This is a genomic window from Paenibacillus ginsengihumi DSM 21568 (genome assembly GCF_000380965.1).
GTDB lineage: Bacteria > Bacillota > Bacilli > Paenibacillales > NBRC-103111 > Paenibacillus_G > Paenibacillus_G ginsengihumi.
In genome coordinates this window covers 38,240-55,408 of sequence record NZ_KB905558.1, presented here as the reverse complement: position 1 = coordinate 55,408, position 17,169 = coordinate 38,240, and the positions used below count along the sequence as shown (strand labels likewise).

Annotated in this window: 15 protein-coding genes and 1 pseudogene; all 16 read left to right on the top strand. The window is 60.9% G+C overall.

All coding sequences use genetic code 11. The annotated features are described in order from the left end of the window. Positions 1–180 precede the first annotated feature (180 nt). Positions 181–2,430 (top strand): DEAD/DEAH box helicase, encoded by a 2,250-nt coding sequence (locus F591_RS0108330; protein WP_019534137.1) that lies wholly within the window; start codon positions 181–183, stop codon positions 2,428–2,430. 59 nt (positions 2,431–2,489) lie between these two features. Beyond that, positions 2,490–2,642 (top strand): annotated as a pseudogene (locus F591_RS0108325) (DapH/DapD/GlmU-related protein); the annotation flags it as partial. A 6-nt stretch (positions 2,643–2,648) separates the two neighbouring features. Further along, a complete protein-coding gene (locus F591_RS27620) occupies positions 2,649–4,400 on the top strand; it encodes a ribonuclease H-like domain-containing protein (RefSeq protein WP_019534135.1) in 1,752 nt (583 codons plus the stop codon). 75 nt (positions 4,401–4,475) lie between these two features. Continuing rightward, entirely contained in the window at positions 4,476–5,285 is an 810-nt protein-coding gene (mutM, locus tag F591_RS0108315; RefSeq protein ID WP_026326464.1) for a bifunctional DNA-formamidopyrimidine glycosylase/DNA-(apurinic or apyrimidinic site) lyase, read from the top strand. 19 nt (positions 5,286–5,304) lie between these two features. Beyond that, complete coding sequence (locus F591_RS0108310; protein ID WP_019534133.1) at positions 5,305–6,144, top strand: deoxyribonuclease IV; 840 nt, start codon at positions 5,305–5,307, stop codon at positions 6,142–6,144. Then, positions 6,141–6,482, top strand: coding sequence for a cyclic-phosphate processing receiver domain-containing protein (locus F591_RS0108305; protein ID WP_019534132.1), 342 nt, complete (start codon positions 6,141–6,143; stop codon positions 6,480–6,482). The genes F591_RS0108310 and F591_RS0108305 overlap by 4 nt, the downstream gene beginning before the upstream one ends. A 48-nt stretch (positions 6,483–6,530) precedes the next feature. Continuing rightward, positions 6,531–7,289: an ABC transporter ATP-binding protein gene (locus tag F591_RS0108300; RefSeq protein WP_040741313.1), complete on the top strand. Its 759-nt coding sequence runs from the start codon at positions 6,531–6,533 to the stop codon at positions 7,287–7,289. Continuing rightward, entirely contained in the window at positions 7,289–8,368 is a 1,080-nt protein-coding gene (locus F591_RS0108295; protein ID WP_019534130.1) for an SAM-dependent methyltransferase, read from the top strand. Before F591_RS0108300 ends, F591_RS0108295 begins: the two co-directional genes overlap by 1 nt. An 86-nt stretch (positions 8,369–8,454) precedes the next feature. Continuing rightward, positions 8,455–8,922, top strand: a complete 468-nt coding sequence (locus F591_RS0108290) for a DinB family protein (RefSeq protein WP_019534129.1) — start codon at positions 8,455–8,457, stop codon at positions 8,920–8,922. A 394-nt stretch (positions 8,923–9,316) separates the two neighbouring features. Beyond that, positions 9,317–10,438: a P-loop NTPase family protein gene (locus F591_RS27615; protein WP_019534128.1), complete on the top strand. Its 1,122-nt coding sequence runs from the start codon at positions 9,317–9,319 to the stop codon at positions 10,436–10,438. Continuing rightward, the gene (locus tag F591_RS0108280) at positions 10,425–11,690 is read left to right on the top strand and encodes a TadA family conjugal transfer-associated ATPase (protein WP_019534127.1); all 1,266 of its coding nucleotides are present in this window, start codon (positions 10,425–10,427) and stop codon (positions 11,688–11,690) included. Before F591_RS27615 ends, F591_RS0108280 begins: the two co-directional genes overlap by 14 nt. Then, positions 11,650–12,606 (top strand): type II secretion system F family protein, encoded by a 957-nt coding sequence (locus F591_RS0108275; RefSeq protein WP_019534126.1) that lies wholly within the window; start codon positions 11,650–11,652, stop codon positions 12,604–12,606. The genes F591_RS0108280 and F591_RS0108275 overlap by 41 nt, the downstream gene beginning before the upstream one ends. A 23-nt stretch (positions 12,607–12,629) precedes the next feature. After that, a complete protein-coding gene (locus tag F591_RS0108270; protein WP_026326462.1) occupies positions 12,630–13,490 on the top strand; it encodes a type II secretion system F family protein in 861 nt (286 codons plus the stop codon). 21 nt (positions 13,491–13,511) lie between these two features. Beyond that, positions 13,512–13,736: a Flp1 family type IVb pilin gene (locus F591_RS0108265; protein WP_019534124.1), complete on the top strand. Its 225-nt coding sequence runs from the start codon at positions 13,512–13,514 to the stop codon at positions 13,734–13,736. Beyond that, positions 13,708–14,787, top strand: a complete 1,080-nt coding sequence (locus tag F591_RS0108260; protein ID WP_245581001.1) for a hypothetical protein — start codon at positions 13,708–13,710, stop codon at positions 14,785–14,787. The genes F591_RS0108265 and F591_RS0108260 overlap by 29 nt, the downstream gene beginning before the upstream one ends. A gap of 89 nt (positions 14,788–14,876) precedes the next feature. Next, positions 14,877–17,096 (top strand): hypothetical protein, encoded by a 2,220-nt coding sequence (locus F591_RS0108255; protein WP_019534122.1) that lies wholly within the window; start codon positions 14,877–14,879, stop codon positions 17,094–17,096. Positions 17,097–17,169: the final 73 nt, after the last annotated feature.

Below are 17,169 nucleotides of genomic sequence, written 5' to 3'. Positions count from 1 at the left end.
GACCGCGGCTTAGCGGTTGTTTTTCTTGGTACAGCAAGTCGCACTTCGCTTTATCGCTTTAGCGAAGTTAAACTTTCAGTAACGAACAAATAGCCGGGGGCTTTATTAATCCGCGCTTGAAGTTTATAATGGGGGGAACAGCAGTTCTCAGTTTGGTTTTCGCAGTTTGGAGAGGATACGATGTTTCGCAAAAAGTCGTTAGCCCAATTCATCGAAGAGTTGAAAGGGCATGAGCATATCGTGCATTGGCACGAGGTTGAACCCCGGGAGGCGAGGTTGCGGCCGATGCCGGACAGCGTGGACGGGCGCATTCAAGCGGCTCTGTCCAAGCGCGGCATCAAGCAGCTGTACACCCATCAATATTCCGCCTACGAAACGGTGCGCAAGGGGGAGCATATCGTCGCCGTTACGCCGACCGCTTCCGGCAAAACGCTGTGCTACAACCTGCCCGTGCTGCAGGCGATCGCCGAAGACGACAGCAGCCGCGCGCTGTACTTGTTTCCGACCAAGGCGCTGGCGCAGGATCAGAAGAGCGAGTTGAACGAAATCATCGCCGAGATGGGCATCGATATCAAAAGCTACACTTACGACGGCGACACGTCTCCGGCGATTCGCCAGCTCGTCCGCAATGCCGGGCATATCGTCATCACGAACCCGGACATGCTGCACTCCGCGATTCTGCCGCATCATACGAAATGGGTCAGCCTGTTCAGCAATTTGAAATATATTGTCATCGACGAGCTTCATACATACCGCGGCGTGTTCGGCAGCCATGTGGCCAATGTCATCCGGCGGCTGAAGCGCATCTGCCGATTTTACGGAAGCAGCCCGCTTTTTATATGTACGTCTGCCACGATCGCCAACCCGCAAGAGCTTGCCGAGCAGTTGACGGGAAGCCCGATGCGCCTCATTGACGATAACGGAGCGCCGAGAGGGAGGAAGCATTTTGTTTTTTATAACCCGCCGATCGTCAACAAAGCGCTCAACATCCGAAAAAGCGCCACAGTCGAAGTAAACCGCCTGGCCAAGCAGTTTTTGGCAAGCAAGATCCAGACCATCGTCTTTGCCCGCAGCCGCGTAAGGGTCGAAATCATTTTGAGTCATCTTCAGGAGCTGGTGAAGGACGAGATTGGCAAGCAGTCCATCCGCGGCTATCGCGGCGGATATTTGCCGAAGCAGCGGCGGGAGATCGAACGCGGCCTGAGAAACGGGGAAATTTTGGGCGTCGTCAGCACGAACGCCCTGGAGCTCGGGGTCGATATCGGACAGCTGCAGGTGTGCATCATGACAGGGTACCCCGGGAGCGTAGCGAGCACATGGCAGCAGGCGGGACGGGCCGGAAGGCGTCATGGCGAGGCGCTGGTCGTGATGGTCGCCGGCAACACGCCGATCGATCAGTACATTGTGCACAATCCGGAATATTTTTTCGACCGCTCGCCGGAATCCGCGCGCATCAACCCGGAAAATCTGATCATTCTCGTCGATCATTTACGATGCGCGGCTTACGAACTGCCCTTCAAAAAAGGGGAGGAGTTCGGACCGCTGGATATCGAGGACATCCTGGAATATTTGGTGGAGGAGCGCGTGCTGCACCGCTCGGGTGAGACATTTTACTGGGCGAATCAATCGTTCCCGGCCAGCGAGGTCAGCCTGCGCTCGGCAGCGCAGGAAAATGTCGTGATCGTCGACCAGTCCGACGTGGCGAATGTGAAAATTATCGGGGAGATGGACCGTTTCAGCGCCATGACCCTGTTGCACGACGAAGCGATTTATTTGCACGAAGGCATGCAGTATCAAGTTGAAAAGCTGGACTGGGATCATAAGAAGGCTTATGTGCGGGAAGTCGATGTCGAGTATTACACGGATGCGAATTTGGCCGTCAAGCTGAAGGTGCTGGACATAGACAGAACAAATCAGAGACGGGCATCCGCCTTGCATTTCGGCGATGTCGTCGTGAATGCGATGCCGACCATTTTCAAAAAAATCAAGCTGAGCACGTTCGAAAATATCGGGTACGGGCCGATTCATCTGCCCGAACAGGAACTGCATACCAGCGCGGCGTGGATCGAGCTGGCCGAGACCGATCCGCAGCTGGGCACCAACATCCTGGAGCAGCTGCTGCTTGGCATATCCAACGTGCTGAGGCACATCGTCCCGGTCCATGTCATGTGCGACCGCAGCGACATCCACGTCGTGTCGCAGATTCGCGCCGAGTATACGCAGCTGCCCACGATTTTCATCTATGATCATTATCCTGGCGGCATCGGGCTGGCCGAGGAAGTGTACAAGCGGTTCGACGAAATCAAGCAGGCGGCGGCAAGCCTGATCCGCCAATGTCCTTGCGAGGACGGCTGCCCTTCTTGCATCGGTACGGAGATCGAAGGACCGAATGCGAAAAAAATGAGCATGCAATTGCTGGATTTATTGTGAAGTTGCACACTTGTATGCAGCTGCACAGTGTGAAGCTGGCACACCTGATTTTGGTAACAATGTGGATTGGCGGCAGCAGCGTCATCTTGCCCGGCGTCAGCATTGGCGATAATTCCATTGTTGCCGCAGGCTCCGTCGTCACCAAAGACGTCCCGGCAGATACGATGGTAGCAGGCAATCCGGGCAAAATCTTGAAACACATTACGGAGTGATGTCTGATGAGCTCGCTCAGGGAACGGCTGCAGCGGCAGCTCAAGTCGAGGTCGGCAGAGTCCGCGCCGGCAGAGGCCAAGGCGTCGGCAGCGGAAGGCAATAAGCCGTGCGGCGGCCAAGCGGCGGCAGGTGAAAGGGGACATTCGGCGGCAGCGGAAGGGACGGCTGGGGTCAGGCCGGTTGCGGATGAAGCCGCTGGCAGGCCGGTCGCGGATGAAGCTGATGGCAGGCCGATCACGGAAGAAACCGGCGGCAGCGGGACGAAGGAGCTGCAGTCGGAAGGCGGCGAATGGACGCCGCTCGCGGCGGCGCTGCATACGGCGGGGGAAGGTGAGTTCATCCTGCGGCGCAAGGCGTACGAGCCGGAGCATCGGCACGGCCGCTACCGCCTGGGCGATCTGCGCGGAAGAGTGCTTGCTCCGCTGCTGAGCAAGGGAACGTCCGCGTCTCCGCGGCGTGGGGCCGGCCAAGCGGCTGCGCGCGAAGATAGCGCCGGGCCGGGCGCAGAACGCAGCGCCGCGCTCTCTAACGACACAGGCGGCCGCGCCGATGAACGCAGCGCGGCATGGGACCGGCTGCTGTTCCTCGATACGGAGACGACCGGTCTCGGGCTGGGCGCAGGCAATGTGCCGTTTATGGTTGGCCTCGGCTTTTGGGAGGAAGGCCGGTTTATTGTCGAACAGCTGCTGATTCGGCATCCCGGCGAGGAGGAGGCGATGCTGAAGCATGTGGCGGCACGGCTGGCCGAACGCCCGTATCTCGTCTCGTACAACGGCAAATCGTTCGATTGGCCGATTCTGAAGAGCCGCTACGTGATGAACCGCATCGCGCAGCCGGACGAGCCGCTGGGACATATCGATTTCCTGTATCCGTCGCGCAGCTTGTGGAAGCATTCTTTGCCGTCGTGCCGGCTCGGCCAGGTCGAGGAAGACCGGCTCGGGGTCGTCCGGACTGACGACGTGCCCGGTTCGCTGGCCCCTGCTCTTTATTTCCAATATTTGGCCGAGCGGGACCCGCGGATTCTGCGTCCGGTATTCGAGCACAACGAGCTGGACGTGCTGTCGCTGGCGGGGCTGGCGATCCATTTTTCCCGCATTGCGGAGGGGGAGGCGGAATGGTCCGAGCTGCGCCTCTTCGGGGCCGACGAGATCGTTCGCCACGGGCTGTGGCTGGAGAAGACAGGGCTGCACAGGCAGGCCGACGAACTATTGGAACGGCTCGCCGAAGATTTGACGGCGGAAGGAGCGGAGGCTGCCGGCGCAGCGGCCGCGCTGCTGCCGCTGGCCGCCTTTTTCAAGCAGCGTCGGCGCAGCGATGTCGCCTGCCGGCTGTGGCGGCTGTACATATCGGAGCGGGCAGAGCGGTTCGTTCCGTCGCTCGAGCCGTACATCGAGCTGTCCATGCATTACGAGCACAAGGAGAAGCGCTACGACGTGGCGCTGCAGTACGCCGAGGAAGCGCTGGATGCGCATTTGCGCCGGGAGCGGTTCCCGTCCGGCGGAGCCGGCAGGCGGCAGCGGGAGGCGGGCCGGGCAGGCGCGGCGGGCAAAGAGCGCAGCGAGCTGGCCAAACGGATCGAGCGGCTGCGCCGCAAGCTGGAGCGGGAACGGCAGCGCCAGGCGCAGCGCGCGGGCGGCGGGGAGTCCCGAGGCGGCGACAGGCTCTATGCCGCCTCTGCCGGGAAGGGACGTTCTTCGCGCAAGGCACGGGCCTCTGACGCACCGCAGCAGCAGGAGCTGTTTCTGGAAGGCTTTTGAAGCCGGCTCTGCATGATTTCCCTGGCAACAAGGAAGTCTAGGGAAAGAATGGTGCGTTTGGGAGGGATCAAGCCGATGCCGGAATTGCCGGAAATGGAAACATACCGCATGCTGCTCAGCGAATTGGTAGTCGGCAGGACGATCACCAATACGGAGATCGAGCGGGTGAAATCGATCAATACGGACCCGGATGCGTTCCGCCGGCGGATAACGGGACAAGCCGTTACCCGCGTGGAGCGGCGGGCCAAGCATCTGCTGTTTCATTTGACGGGCGATCAGGTGCTGTTGCTTCATTTGATGCTGGGCGGCATCATGTTCTTCGGGCGTAAGGAGCGGAAGCCGGACAGGACAGTGCAGGTGACGATCAGCTTTGGCGCAGAGCATCTGTACTTTATCGGGCTGCGGCTCGGCTATTTGCACCTGTACCGCCCGGAGGAGGCGGAGCAGCGGCTGCGCAAGCTGGGGCCGGACCCGTTCGATCCGGCATTGACCGCCGAGCGGTTCGCCGCGCTGCTGCGCGCCCGCAGCGGGACGCTCAAGAGCGCGCTGACCGACCAGAGCGTGCTGTCGGGCATCGGCAACTGCTACTCGGACGAAATATGCTTTCAGGCCAGGCTGCTGCCGGCGCGCAAGCCGGCGTCGTTGTCCGCAGTGGAATGGGATGCGCTGTTTCGCGCGATGCGCGAGCTGCTCCGGGAAGCGGTGCAGTACGGCGGCTATATGGAAATGCCGCTGTTTCAAGGGGATGCGCTGACGGGAGGCTTCGACCGCCGCTGCCGCGTGTACGACCGGGAGGGCGAGCCGTGCGCGCGCTGCGGCGGTCTGATCGAGCGCCGGAACGTTTCGTCGAAAAAATCGTTTTGCTGCCCGCAATGCCAGCACTGACGCGGAAGGGGAGAAGACGATGAAAGCAGGCTGCCACATCAGCATTCGCGGCGGATATTTGGCGGCGGCCAAGACGGCCGCGCAGATCGGTGCCGACGCCTTTCAATATTTTCCCAAAAACCCGCGCAGTCTGGCAATCAAGTCGTTCGACCGCAAGGATGCCGAGCTGTGCGCGGCATTCTGCCGCGAGCGCGGGATTGCCAGCATCGCCCATACGCCGTATCCGACGAATATGGCGACGGATGAAGGGGAGCTGCGCAAAGCGACGGTCGCTTCCCTCCGCAACGATCTCGAGATCGCCGATGCATGCGGTTCGGTCGGCATCGTCGTGCATTTTGGCAAATATAAGGGAAAAGACTCGTTACAAGGCTATAAAAATATTATACAATGTATGAATGAGGTGTTGGCTGACTTTTCAGGACAAGCGCTGCTGCTGATCGAGAATCAGGCGGGCGAAGGATCGGGCATGGGCACGACGCTGGAGGAGCTGATGCAGGTGCGCAGCTTGTGCGAGCGGCCGGAGCTGATCGGCTTTTGCTTCGATACGTGCCATGCTTACGCATCCGGACTGTGGCCCGCCGGCGAGGACGGCTGGAGCCGGCTCCAAAGCCATGCGGCGACGCTCGGTTATTTGTCTCTGCTGAGGGCGGTGCATCTGAACGATTCCGTCTACCCGCGCGGCATGGGCAAAGACCGGCATGCGCCGATCGGCCGGGGAGAGATCGGGGAGCGGCGGTTTATCCCGCTGCTCAGGTACTTGCGCTCCGCTTCGCTTCCCGTCGTGCTGGAGACGCCCGTGCTCAAGGGGATGACGCACGCCTCCGAAATCCGCTATGTGAAGGAGCTTGCGGAGCGATGATTCACGTATTTTTGGATGATGCCCGCCGCTGTCCGCCCGGCTTCGTCCATGCCCGCAGCGCGGAGGAATGCCTGCTGCTGCTCAAGGAATGCGAGGTCGACGTGCTGTCGCTCGACTACGACCTCGGCTGGGGACAGCCCAGCGGCATGGACGCCGTGTGCGGTCTGATTGCCGCCGGCCGCTTTCCGCGCCGCATTTATTTGCATACGTCGAGCGATGTCGGTCGGCAGCGCATGTATCAGGCGCTGTACGCGGCCAGGCCGGACGGCGTGCAGCTTTTTAACGGTCCGGTGCCGGAAGAGACGCTCCGGGAGATCGCCCGGGCCAGCAAGCCGTAAATCGTAACAGAACAGGTGTGATGCAGATTGTCGCAGCAAGTCGTTGCCATGCGCAATATCGATTTTATTAGAGAAGGAAGAACGATTTTATCCGACGTGAGCCTTACGATCGGCTCCAGCGAGCATTGGGTCATCCTCGGCAAGAACGGTTCGGGGAAGACGACGATGCTTGAGCTGATGAACGCTTACCAGTTTCCGAGCCGCGGCAAAGTGGAAGTATTGGGCCGCACTTACGGGGAATGCGACGTTCGCGAGGTGCGCAGGCAGATCGGCTATATCAGCCAATCGCTGTTCGAGAAGCTGGGGGCGGCGGACCCTGTATGGGAAGCGGTAGCGACGGGAGCTTTCGCTTTTTTGCGGTTTTACGAGGTAATTCCTGCCGCCGTGAAGGACAAGGCGCACGCCATGCTCGAGCGGGTGCGGCTCGGCCATGTGGCGAACCAGCCGCTGGCCACGCTGTCGCAGGGCGAGCGGAAGAAGGTGCTGCTGGCGCGGGCGATGATGTCCGACCCGCAGCTGCTCATTATGGATGAGCCGTGCTCGGGCCTGGACTTGTATGAGCGGGAACGGCTGCTGGCCGATATTGAAGATTTGGGGCGGGGAGATTTAACGATCGTGTACGTTACGCATCACATCGAAGAAATTATGCCGGTATTTACGCATGTCGCGCTGATCGAACAGGGCAGAATCGTCGCCTCCGGCGAAAAGCGGAACGTGCTGAACGAAGAAAATTTGCTGAAGGCGTACCAGGTGCAGGTCAAGGTTGACTGGTTCCACGACAGGCCCTGGATCAAGGTGCTCGGATGATGGGCAGCGCGCATTCGGATCAAGTGACGTCGGCTGCGCAGCCAGGGGCGAACGTCTTTCGGGCGATCGGCACGGCCAATCGCGGATATGGCCAGCAGGCGCAGGAGGAAGTGCGGCGTTTGTTCGAGACGAAGGTGTCGTTTCGCTGGATATTGCCGAACGAGACGTTCATGATGGAGGCGGACGCGGCGTTCGCGGACGGTCTGGAGCGGATCAAGCGCAACGAGCCCGTCTTCTTGCGGCATCTGCAGCCGGTGAACGCCGAGATCGATTGGGACGGGGACGAGGCTGCGCTGCTTGAAGGCATTCGCTCTGTTATCCGCGCGGCAGGCGATATGCGCTCAGGCCTGCGGGCGGCCGTGCAGATCCGCAAGGGCGAGCGCGTCCCCGAAAGCGCAGTCCCGGGGCAGCTGAAGCCGGCGATCGATCGGCTCCTGGCGGACGAGTGGGGCGTGGAGCCTGTCGTTCGCGAAGCGGACCGGATTTTGTCCTTGTTTCTGGAGGCAGGCAAGGCGTTCGTCGGCTGGTCCCGGCCGGAGGACAATCTGTCCGACTGGCCGGGCGGCGCGGTCCGCTTCCGCCGGGAGGAAGGCCAAATTTCCCGGGCCAAGTTCAAGCTGCTTGAAGCGGAGCTGGCGTTCGGACTCGACCTCGCCGGATACCGGTCGGCGCTCGATGTCGGGGCGGCGCCCGGCGGCTGGACCTCGCTGCTGCTGGAGCGCGGGCTCAAGGTAACGGCCGTCGATCCGGCGAAGCTGGACCCGTCCCTGCTGCGCCATCCCCGCCTGACCTACTATGGCCAAAGAGCGGACGAAGTCTCATTCGCTGCGGGATCCTTCGATCTTCTCGTCTGCGATATGAGCTGGAGTCCCCACCAAATGGCCAAGCTCGTCCTCGGGCTCGCTGACGCGCTGCAGCAGGGCGGTACGGCGATTATAACGGTCAAGCTGATGCACAAGAAGGCGCTGCAGACGATCCGCGAAGTGACCGGCGTGCTGGAGACGGCGTTCTCGCTGCAAAAAGCGAAGCAGCTGTTTCACAACCGGGAGGAATTAACGCTGTTTTTGTTGAAAAAATAAGGCACAGGCCGCTTGTGCCCGATTGCCCTCGCCCGGCGGCGCGGCAGTCGGACACGGGCGGCATATCCGATCAGGAGGCGAAAGAAATGGAACAGCTTATTCAGCATTACGCATCGGGCTACGAGCGGCTGACGGCCGCACTGGAAGGCGTGTCGGAGCCGCTCTTGTCGTATAGGCCGGGACCCGGCAAATGGAGCATCAAGGAGGTCGCCGTTCATGTAGCTGATGCGGAGATGGTGGCCATTCACCGGATGAAGAAGGTGATCGCCGAGGAGAATCCGCTGCTGTTCAAATTCGACCCGGATGCTTGGGCGGGCAGGCTGGACTATGCTTCGCTCGATATGAATGTGTATTTGGAGATGTTCAGATTGCTCCGCGCCGGCATGGTTCCCGTGCTGCAAGCGCTGAAGCCGGAGGACTGGGAGCGGACAGGCATCCATAACGTGGCAGGCAAGCAGACGCTTCGCGACATCGTCCAGATGTTTGCGGAGCATGTCGACTCTCATGTCGCTCAAATCGAGCGGAACAAGCAGGCATATGCGGCCCAGGGCTGACCGTGTCCCTAAGCTTTGCGCCTGATCCCTGATCAAGCTGGACAAACCGGACGGCTGGACGGCCGGGCGCGGCCAGATTTGGCATAAGACAATATTTTGCAATCGCCTATTGATTTTTTGCTAAAGTCTGCTATAATTCAGTTTGTAAATTCATCCATAGGAACCAAGCGGAAGCACCGCTGTGAAAGAATGCAATTTCTTTCCGGCGCGTGCTTTTTTTGTTTTGCTTGCGGTTTGGGGAGAGGGGGCTGATGAAGACCGACAATCCGCTGCTTGCGTGAACATGTTTATGTTCAGCTTTGGCATCGCGCGGCGATGGCGAAATGCTGAAAGAGGGGCGAGCCTGCTCGCCTCATCCAATGAAACTGCGAAGAAGGAGGTGTCCGCCGATCGAATGAACAGACTGCCGCTCATTGTGATCGATCCTGACGATTATTTTTGCGAAATGCTCACGGCGTATGTTCGGGTATCGGAATATGCTGATCAATATCACGTTAGCTGCTACCAGGATCGGGGGACCGGCTTGGAGGGCTTGAGCCTGATGAAGGAGCCGTTCGTTCTGCTCGTTCACGAATCGTGCCTGCCGCTGCCGCCGGAGGCCGTTCGCGGCACGGCAAAGGTTGTCGCGCTAAGCGAGCGGGAAGCGCAGGACAGTTCGGCTGGCTGCCCCGTTCTGTGCAAGTATCAGCCGCTCGACCGTCTGCTCTCCGCGATCGCGGCCCAGACCGGCGAATACCGCCAGCCGGTTCGGGACGGTTCGGGCTCCGGGGCGCAGGTCGTCGCCTGGTATTCCGCAGCAGGCGGAAGCGGTAAAACGACGGCTGCCGTGCATGCGGCCCGCCGCTGCGCCATTCGGGGAGAGCGCGTCTTCTGCCTTTGCCTGGAGCGGCTCCCGTCCTATGCGAAATACCGCATCGACAGCGACGAAGAGGCGCTTTCGCAATTGTTGTACTACTTGCGAACGAACCCGCCGGCCGCATCGGCCAAGCTGGAGCAGTGGAAGCGCAAGCAGCCGGAATGGAAGTTCGATACTTTGCCTCCGTTTCGCAATACGGAGCAATGGGAAGATATGGATGGGGAGGATGTAAGCCGGCTGATCCGCCTGCTGCAGGCGTCGGGAGCGTACGATCGCATTTTTCTCGATCTGGACAGCCAGCTTCACGGACCGATCGCGGAAGCATTGCGCTGTGCGGACCGCATTATTTGGCTTGTATTGGACGACGAGGTGCATTTGGGCAAATGCGCGCTGCAGCTAAGCGGGATGAGCGGAATGAACGCGTCTTTCGGCTTGCGGCAAAAAACGAGCTTCGTCGTCAACCGCTGGATCGGCCGCGAGGTAAACAACATGTCGGCGTACGGCATTGAGATCGCGGAACGGCTGCCGTATGTGCCGGAATGGAAGGCCGCTGCCGATCCGGAGCGACGCTATTCGCCGCCCTTTGCGGAGCGTGCCGCCGGCGTGTTGGATGCTTTCGCTGCCAGCGGCGGGCAGGTGAACCGTCATGTCCGCGCATGAAGTGAAGAGGCGTCTGCAAGAGCAAATCCGGGAGCGGCTGGATTTGGGGATATCGCTGACGGACGCGGAGCTCAGGGAGCGGATCGAGGAAGAGGTGTTCGCCTATGCCCGGCAGGCGCATTTGACCGCAGCCGCGATGGAGAAGCTGGTCGCTGCGCTGTTCCATTCCTTCCGCGGGCTGGATGTGCTGCAGCCGCTGGTGGAGGATCGGTCGATCACGGAAATCATGATCAATTCGCACGACCGCATTTTCGTGGAAAGAGACGGGCAGGTCGTGGAAACGGACATCCGCTTCGATAGCCGGGAGAAGCTGGAGGACGTCATTCAGACGATCGTGGGCAAGGTGAACCGGGTCGTGAACGAATCGAGCCCGATCGTCGACGCCAGGCTGGCGGACGGCTCCCGCGTCAACATCGTGCTGCCGCCTGCGGCCTTGAACGGTCCGGTCATGACGATCCGCAAATTCCCCGAGCGCCCGCCGTCGCTGGACGATTTGATCGCCTGGGGGGCGTTGTCGGAGGAAGCGGCCCGCTTTTTGACGGACCTGGTTAAGGCGAAATTCAACATCTTTATCAGCGGGGGGACGGGCTCGGGCAAAACGACCTTTTTGAACGCGCTGGCCCAGCATATCCCCGGGGACGAACGGGTCATTACGATCGAGGATTCGGCCGAGCTGCAAATTCGCGGCGTGCCGAATCTCGTCAGCCTGGAGACGCGCAACGCCAACTCCGAAGGAAAGGGGGAGATTTCGATCCGCGACCTGATCCGGACGTCGCTGAGGATGCGGCCGAACCGGATCATTGTCGGCGAGGTGCGCGGAGCCGAAGCCCTGGATATGCTGCAGGCAATGAACACTGGCCATGAGGGGAGCTTGTCGACCGGGCACGCCAACTCCGCGGCGGACATGATGAGCCGCCTGGAGACGATGGTGCTGAGCGGAGCGGAGCTGCCGATCCAGGTCGTGCGCAAGCAGATCGCTTCGGCGCTCGATATCGTCGTGCACCTGCAGCGAATGCGCGACCGCAGCCGCAAAGTGGCCGAGATCAGCGAGGTGCTCGGACTGCGGGAAGGCGAGGTGGAGCTTCGCCCGCTCTATCGGTTCGAGGAAAGCGGCGAGGACGAAGGCGGACGGCTCCGCGGGGAGCTCGTTCGGACGGGCCACCGGCTGCACAACGTGGAGAAGCTGCGAATGGCAGGCATCGCCTGCGGCCATGAACATGATCGGAATGGAGGGAGGGACGGAGCGCCGTGACGCCAGCAAGCATAATATTTGCAGGCCAAAGGGCGAAACGGCGCCTGCGAACCGTATGCGCAAGCTTGCCGCTTTTTTGAAACCGAATCATCTTGTCCGCATGGCGAAGGGCAGCCGTAAGACCAAGGGGCCCGGTGCCGGGGGAGTGCCGGGCGTCCCGGACCTTGCCGCAACGCTGCCCCGCTACGACCGGTACGAGATGAGCCTGGCCGAGACGGTCCTCACTGCGCTGGCAGGGGCGGTCATCGCCGGTCTGATCGGCGTCGTGTTCTACAAGCACGCGGCAGCGGTCATTCTGTTATCCAGCGCCGGACTGGCGTTGCCGGCGCTGCGCCGAAAGAGCGTGATTCGCTCCCGCAAAGCGCAGCTACAGCAGCAGTTCAAGCAGCTGCTGGCCTCGCTTTCGTCATCTCTCGCAGCGGGCAAATCGGTGGAATCGGCCTTTCGCGAGGCGCTGGACGATTTGAAGCTGCTGTATCCCGACCCGCGGACGATGATCGTGCAGGAGCTGGAAATCATTAACCGCCGCATCGACAACGGGGAAAATCTGGAGCAGGCGGTCATGAATTTGGCGGTGCGCACGGAGTTGGAGGATATCCGGCAGCTGGCGGAGGTGCTTCTCGTCTGCAAGCGCTCCGGCGGCAACCTGATCCAGGTCGTGCGTCGTACGGCCGGGATTATCCAGGACAAGCTGGATATACAGCAGGAGATCAAGGTGCTGTTGGCGCAAAAAAGATTCGAGGCCAACGTCCTGGCGATGGCGCCCGTCGCCATGATCGGGGTGCTGTCGATTACGACGCCCGACTATATGGAGCCGCTTTACCGCTCCGGAGGCGTGCTCATTATGACCGGAGCGCTGGGTGTGTTCATTGCCAGTTTTCTGATTATTCGCAAAATGATGTCGATCCAAATTTAACGGTAGCGGTGATAACCATGTTGATGCTGTTCGTGTTGGAAGCGGTGGGGATGGCTGCGCTGCTCGCCGTCTCGCTGCCGAAGTACCGGCCTTGGGTGCGTGAGAACGGCTTGTCGTTTCGGGACGGCTGGTTCGCCGCCGCCGGCTTATGGACGATCGACCGGCTGCGGCTCATGGACCGCCTGTCCGAGCTGACCGGCAAGGTGCATGCGGTCATGGCGGGACTGTACGGCCGGCGCGAAGCCGGGGTGCGAACCAAATGGTTCTACGCCTGCATCTGGTCGTGGATGGCGGCTGCGCTGCTGTTTTCTTCGCTGCTCGGCTGGGCGGCGGATAATGCCGAGATGCCGGCGTACGGAGCGGCAATCGCCATATTCATACCGCTTGTGCAGTACAAGCGGCTTACGAACCGGCTTGAGCAAAGAAAGCGCGCCATGCTGCTGGAGCTGCCCGAGGCGCTGAACCGCATCATGCTGCTGGTTAACGCCGGCGAGACGGTGCCTCAAGCGCTGCAGCGGATCGTCGAAACCAGGGAGCTTAGCGGCGCAAGCGCGCATCCGCTGTGGACAGAGTTGTCCTGGGCCGTGCGGGCGCTGCAGATGAACGCATCGTTCCCGAAGGTGATGGAGGAATTCAGCAAGCGCTGCGCGCTGCAGGAGGCGGCCATGTTCACCACGACGCTGCTGCTCAATTACCGGCGCGGCGGCGACGAGCTGGTCATGTCGCTCAAGGAGCTGTCCTTCACGCTGTGGGAACGGCGCAAGGCGCTGGCCAAGACGTTGGGCGAAGAGGCATCGTCCAAAATGGTGTTTCCGATGGTGCTGATCTTTTTTGCGGTGATGGTCGTCGTGGCGGCGCCTGCGCTGCTCATGATGAACGGGTAAATACAGAGGAGGATGGGACAAATGAAGCTTCGATTGCAGGAAAGCTGGAAACGATTTTGGCACGAGGAGGACGGTCTGGGCACGCTGGAAATATTGCTGATTGTAGCCGTTCTCGTCATCATTGCGATCGCGTTCAGGAAGTGGATCATGAAGTGGGTCGGGGATCTGTTTAAATCCGCCGATACGGAAATTACGAACCAGTCAGGTTCGATTAGCGATGATGCGAGCAGCATTAGTCCGAAATAACGGAAGCCAGCGGGAGAAGCTGGCTGCTGCACGCCGCATGCTCAGAAGCTGCCGCAGCGCTTTCGCCCGGCTGCGGCGTTCCGCCGCCGGCAGCTTCACGCTGGAAGCGTCGCTGATTCTGCCGACGATCCTGATCGCTTCGGTGCTGCTGCTCTTTATCGCGCTATTCGTCTATCATCAGGCGTCGCTGTATCAGTCGGCAAGCCTGACCGCGGAGCGCTCCGCGTTCGTCTGGGACAATTCGGCCAAGGATCATGCGACGGGCTATGTCGAGCCCGGCCGCCATGATCCGCTGTATTGGCGGCTCACGAACGACAACGCGCTTCATCTGTTCAGCTTCCTGCTCCCGATCGATCCGGTGCGCGTTGCGCTGCCGGCCGCAGCGGGAGGCGGGTCTTCTGCTCCGGCCGACAAGCTGTCGCAAGCCGCCGCCCGTCTCCCAAGCAGTTGGAAGGGCGAGCTGCGCTTCAGCAACCGCGGTCTTATCCGCGATATCGAGGTGTATCTCGCCAGGCCCTTTCACTCTCCGGCGTATCGCATGAACCGATGGGGAGCCGACGAGGTTCGCTCGGACGCGGCGGCGGTTGTCGTCGATCCGGTGGAAACGGCGCGATTGACCGATTTGACGCGATCGTTCATCGGAGAAGTCAAGGACCGCATCCGGCCGTCCGCGGCGAAGCAGCTGATGAAGGAGCCGCAGTCGGTGCCGAAAGAAAGAACGGTCATATCAAGCCACAATGAGGCGGCGCGATATTTGCGCGGACTCGTCGGGGGGACGGCTCAGAAGGTGGAGGTGAAGCCCGGCATGGTGCGGGAGATCGACGCGCTCGATGCCAACGGCATCGCGCACCAGGCTTTCTACACATTTACTGAGAAGCAGCTGCGCGAGGTGCAGCTGCCGAAGGATGCCGAGCTGCTGCGCAGCGGGGCGAAAATCAGCGGCGTCGTCTGGCATTTTTTCGAAACGAAGAAAGGGCAAGTCAAGCTGTCCGCTGCCTTCCGCAACGAGCTCGCCCGCAGCGGCATCGTTGTCGTCATTCATAACAGGTAGCCGCCGGTGTCTGAAAGGGGGGAGCGCCTATCAACGGGAAATGGACGCGCTGGCGCAAGGAAGAGCGGGGAGCCGTTTCCGTCTTTCTGATGCTGCTGATCGTCCCGGTATTTTTGTTCTGCGGCGTGCTCGTGGACGTCGTGCGCTGGCGAGCGGCCGACCAGGAGGCGGAGCTTGCCGTGAAAGCAGGCGTCCGCTCGACGCTCGCGGGATTTTCCCCGCAGCTTCAGAGCTACGGGTTGTACGGCCTGACCTCGGGAGCGGACGCTTCCGGCGAAGTGTTCAGGCGGGTCGTTAGCGGCAACTTGTCCGAGGCGGCGGAAGGGCCGCGCTTCCGGCTGCTGGACCACCGGCTTGAAGCGGAGGGCGCCAGCCTGACGCCCGTCTATTCGCTCGCCAGCCATGCGGTATTCAAGAGACAAATATTGGAGGAGATGAAATACCGGGCGCCGATGATCTATGCGCTTGACGTATTCGACAAGCTGAAGAAGACGAATGTAACGTCAGGACTCGAACAGGCGTCGACGTTCGCCGACAATGCCGCCAAGATCGAAGAGCCGCTGGAGGAAAGAGACCAACAGCTCGACAAGGCGTGGGCCGCGCTGGAGGCGATCAACCGGATAGCGGGCGACGTCTATCCGTTCTATAAAACGCAGCTTCGCGACCTGAACGCGCTCAGTGACAAAATCGGCATCCATACGGTGGAGAACGTCAGGGCATCCCTGCGAACCGCTCAGCAAGAGGTGGAGAAGCTGGACAAGCAGATCAGCAGCATCGATCGCTCCATCGATTCCCTCATCCGCTCCGGCGCTGAAGCGAGGGAATCGATTCGCCGGCTGTCCGAGACGCGCAGGGAGCTGATCGGCGAGCTGCGGGAGGCGTCCGCCAAGGTGAGCGAGCTGGAGAGCTTGCTCGCCGATTTGCTGCGGTATGCAGAACTGCTGGCGATGCTGAAGCTGAAATCCGATCATGACGACAGCGAGCTGCAGAAGCAGTTCGCCCGCTTCAAGGAGGCGATGGCGGAAGCCAAGAAGGCAAGCGAGCAGCTGAACGAAGCGCTGCGGAGCGCTGCCGAAGGAGCATCCCCAGGCTATGCCGCCGATCAGGCGTTCGGCAGCGTTCATCTGATCGCTCCGGAGGAGCTGGACCGCTACGAAAGCGATGTCGCCGCAGCCGTCTCGCTGTTCTCGGCATTAAAGGCCCAGCTTCAGGACGGTCTGATGTTCACGGCGCAAAAATATACGGCAACGGATAAGACGCTGGAATCGTTCCGGCAGCAGGTGCAGAGCGTATACGAGGCGCAGAAGGGGAAGGAGGCCGAACGCAACCGGAACCGGCAGGCGGCGGCCGATTCCAAGCGGGAGAGCCGCTCCGCCGTACAGAATGTGCTGGATGAAGTCAAGCGGGTGATGGGAGCCTGCTCCCTCGCCTCATCGGTTGACCCGTACAAGGAGCATTATGTCAAGCTGCTGGGCGATTCCTCGCAGGGGACGGGGGGGTCTTACCATGCCTATATGGAGTTGAACGCCCTGGAATCCGCTCCGGAGCCGCTCCCCGACATTGATCTGGATGACCCCGACCGGGCCGGCCTCGGCGCGCTGAAGCTCGTATCGGGCCTCGGTTCTCTGCTAACGGATATTCGGGACGAGTTTTATATTGACGAGTTCGCGGTCAGCAAGTTCAGTTACCGCACGCTGGGACTCGAGAAGCTGCCGGACGGCACGCCGAAGCCGATCAACGAGCTGTCGCAGCCGCAGTCGCATCCGCTGCAAAACCAGGAGGTCGAGTTCCTGATCTACGGCTCCGGCTCCTGCGCCGGAAATCAGTCGCTAGCTTATGCGGAAATGTTCGCATTCCGCCTTGCCATACGGACTGCGGAAGCGCTGCTCTCCCCGAAGAACGAGCTGCTGGCTGCAGGGTCGCCGCTGGCCGTCCTGCTGGCCGCCTTGGCAGAGGGCGCTATAAAGGCTCAGCAGGATATGATCCGGCTCATTCAGGGCGAAGCGGTTCCCGTTGCGGAGAAGCTGGGAAGCATATTTACAATGGCTTACAAAGACTACTTGCGGCTGTTTCTGCTGCTGCACAGCCGCGATTCCGTCCTGCTGTCGCGCATGCAGGCGCTGATTGAGCTGAATACGGGCATCGATCTGCGCCAGGCGGCTTCATACGTATCCGGACGCGCGGAGACGTCGTTCCGGCTCTGGTTTTTGCCAGGCGTCATGAAGCTTTACGGCCATGCCGGATTCGCGGGATGCGAGGTGGAGGGCAACCGCTGCCGTATCGTCAAAACCGCGGATATCGCCTATTAGACGCCTATGACAAGCGGTTCCTTCGTCAATCGGGCGTCACCTGCGGTGCCAGAAAATTCGGCTCGTGTGATAT

Coding starts and splice junctions, on each gene's coding strand:
- F591_RS0108330 (WP_019534137.1), top strand. CDS start 181: ATGTTTCGCAAAAAGTCGTTAGCCCAATTCATCGAAGAGTTGAAAGGG.
- F591_RS27620 (WP_019534135.1), top strand. CDS start 2,649: ATGAGCTCGCTCAGGGAACGGCTGCAGCGGCAGCTCAAGTCGAGGTCG.
- mutM (WP_026326464.1), top strand. CDS start 4,476: ATGCCGGAATTGCCGGAAATGGAAACATACCGCATGCTGCTCAGCGAA.
- F591_RS0108310 (WP_019534133.1), top strand. CDS start 5,305: ATGAAAGCAGGCTGCCACATCAGCATTCGCGGCGGATATTTGGCGGCG.
- F591_RS0108305 (WP_019534132.1), top strand. CDS start 6,141: ATGATTCACGTATTTTTGGATGATGCCCGCCGCTGTCCGCCCGGCTTC.
- F591_RS0108300 (WP_040741313.1), top strand. CDS start 6,531: ATGCGCAATATCGATTTTATTAGAGAAGGAAGAACGATTTTATCCGAC.
- F591_RS0108295 (WP_019534130.1), top strand. CDS start 7,289: ATGGGCAGCGCGCATTCGGATCAAGTGACGTCGGCTGCGCAGCCAGGG.
- F591_RS0108290 (WP_019534129.1), top strand. CDS start 8,455: ATGGAACAGCTTATTCAGCATTACGCATCGGGCTACGAGCGGCTGACG.
- F591_RS27615 (WP_019534128.1), top strand. CDS start 9,317: ATGAACAGACTGCCGCTCATTGTGATCGATCCTGACGATTATTTTTGC.
- F591_RS0108280 (WP_019534127.1), top strand. CDS start 10,425: ATGTCCGCGCATGAAGTGAAGAGGCGTCTGCAAGAGCAAATCCGGGAG.
- F591_RS0108275 (WP_019534126.1), top strand. CDS start 11,650: ATGAACATGATCGGAATGGAGGGAGGGACGGAGCGCCGTGACGCCAGC.
- F591_RS0108270 (WP_026326462.1), top strand. CDS start 12,630: ATGCTGTTCGTGTTGGAAGCGGTGGGGATGGCTGCGCTGCTCGCCGTC.
- F591_RS0108265 (WP_019534124.1), top strand. CDS start 13,512: ATGAAGCTTCGATTGCAGGAAAGCTGGAAACGATTTTGGCACGAGGAG.
- F591_RS0108260 (WP_245581001.1), top strand. CDS start 13,708: ATGATGCGAGCAGCATTAGTCCGAAATAACGGAAGCCAGCGGGAGAAG.
- F591_RS0108255 (WP_019534122.1), top strand. CDS start 14,877: ATGCTGCTGATCGTCCCGGTATTTTTGTTCTGCGGCGTGCTCGTGGAC.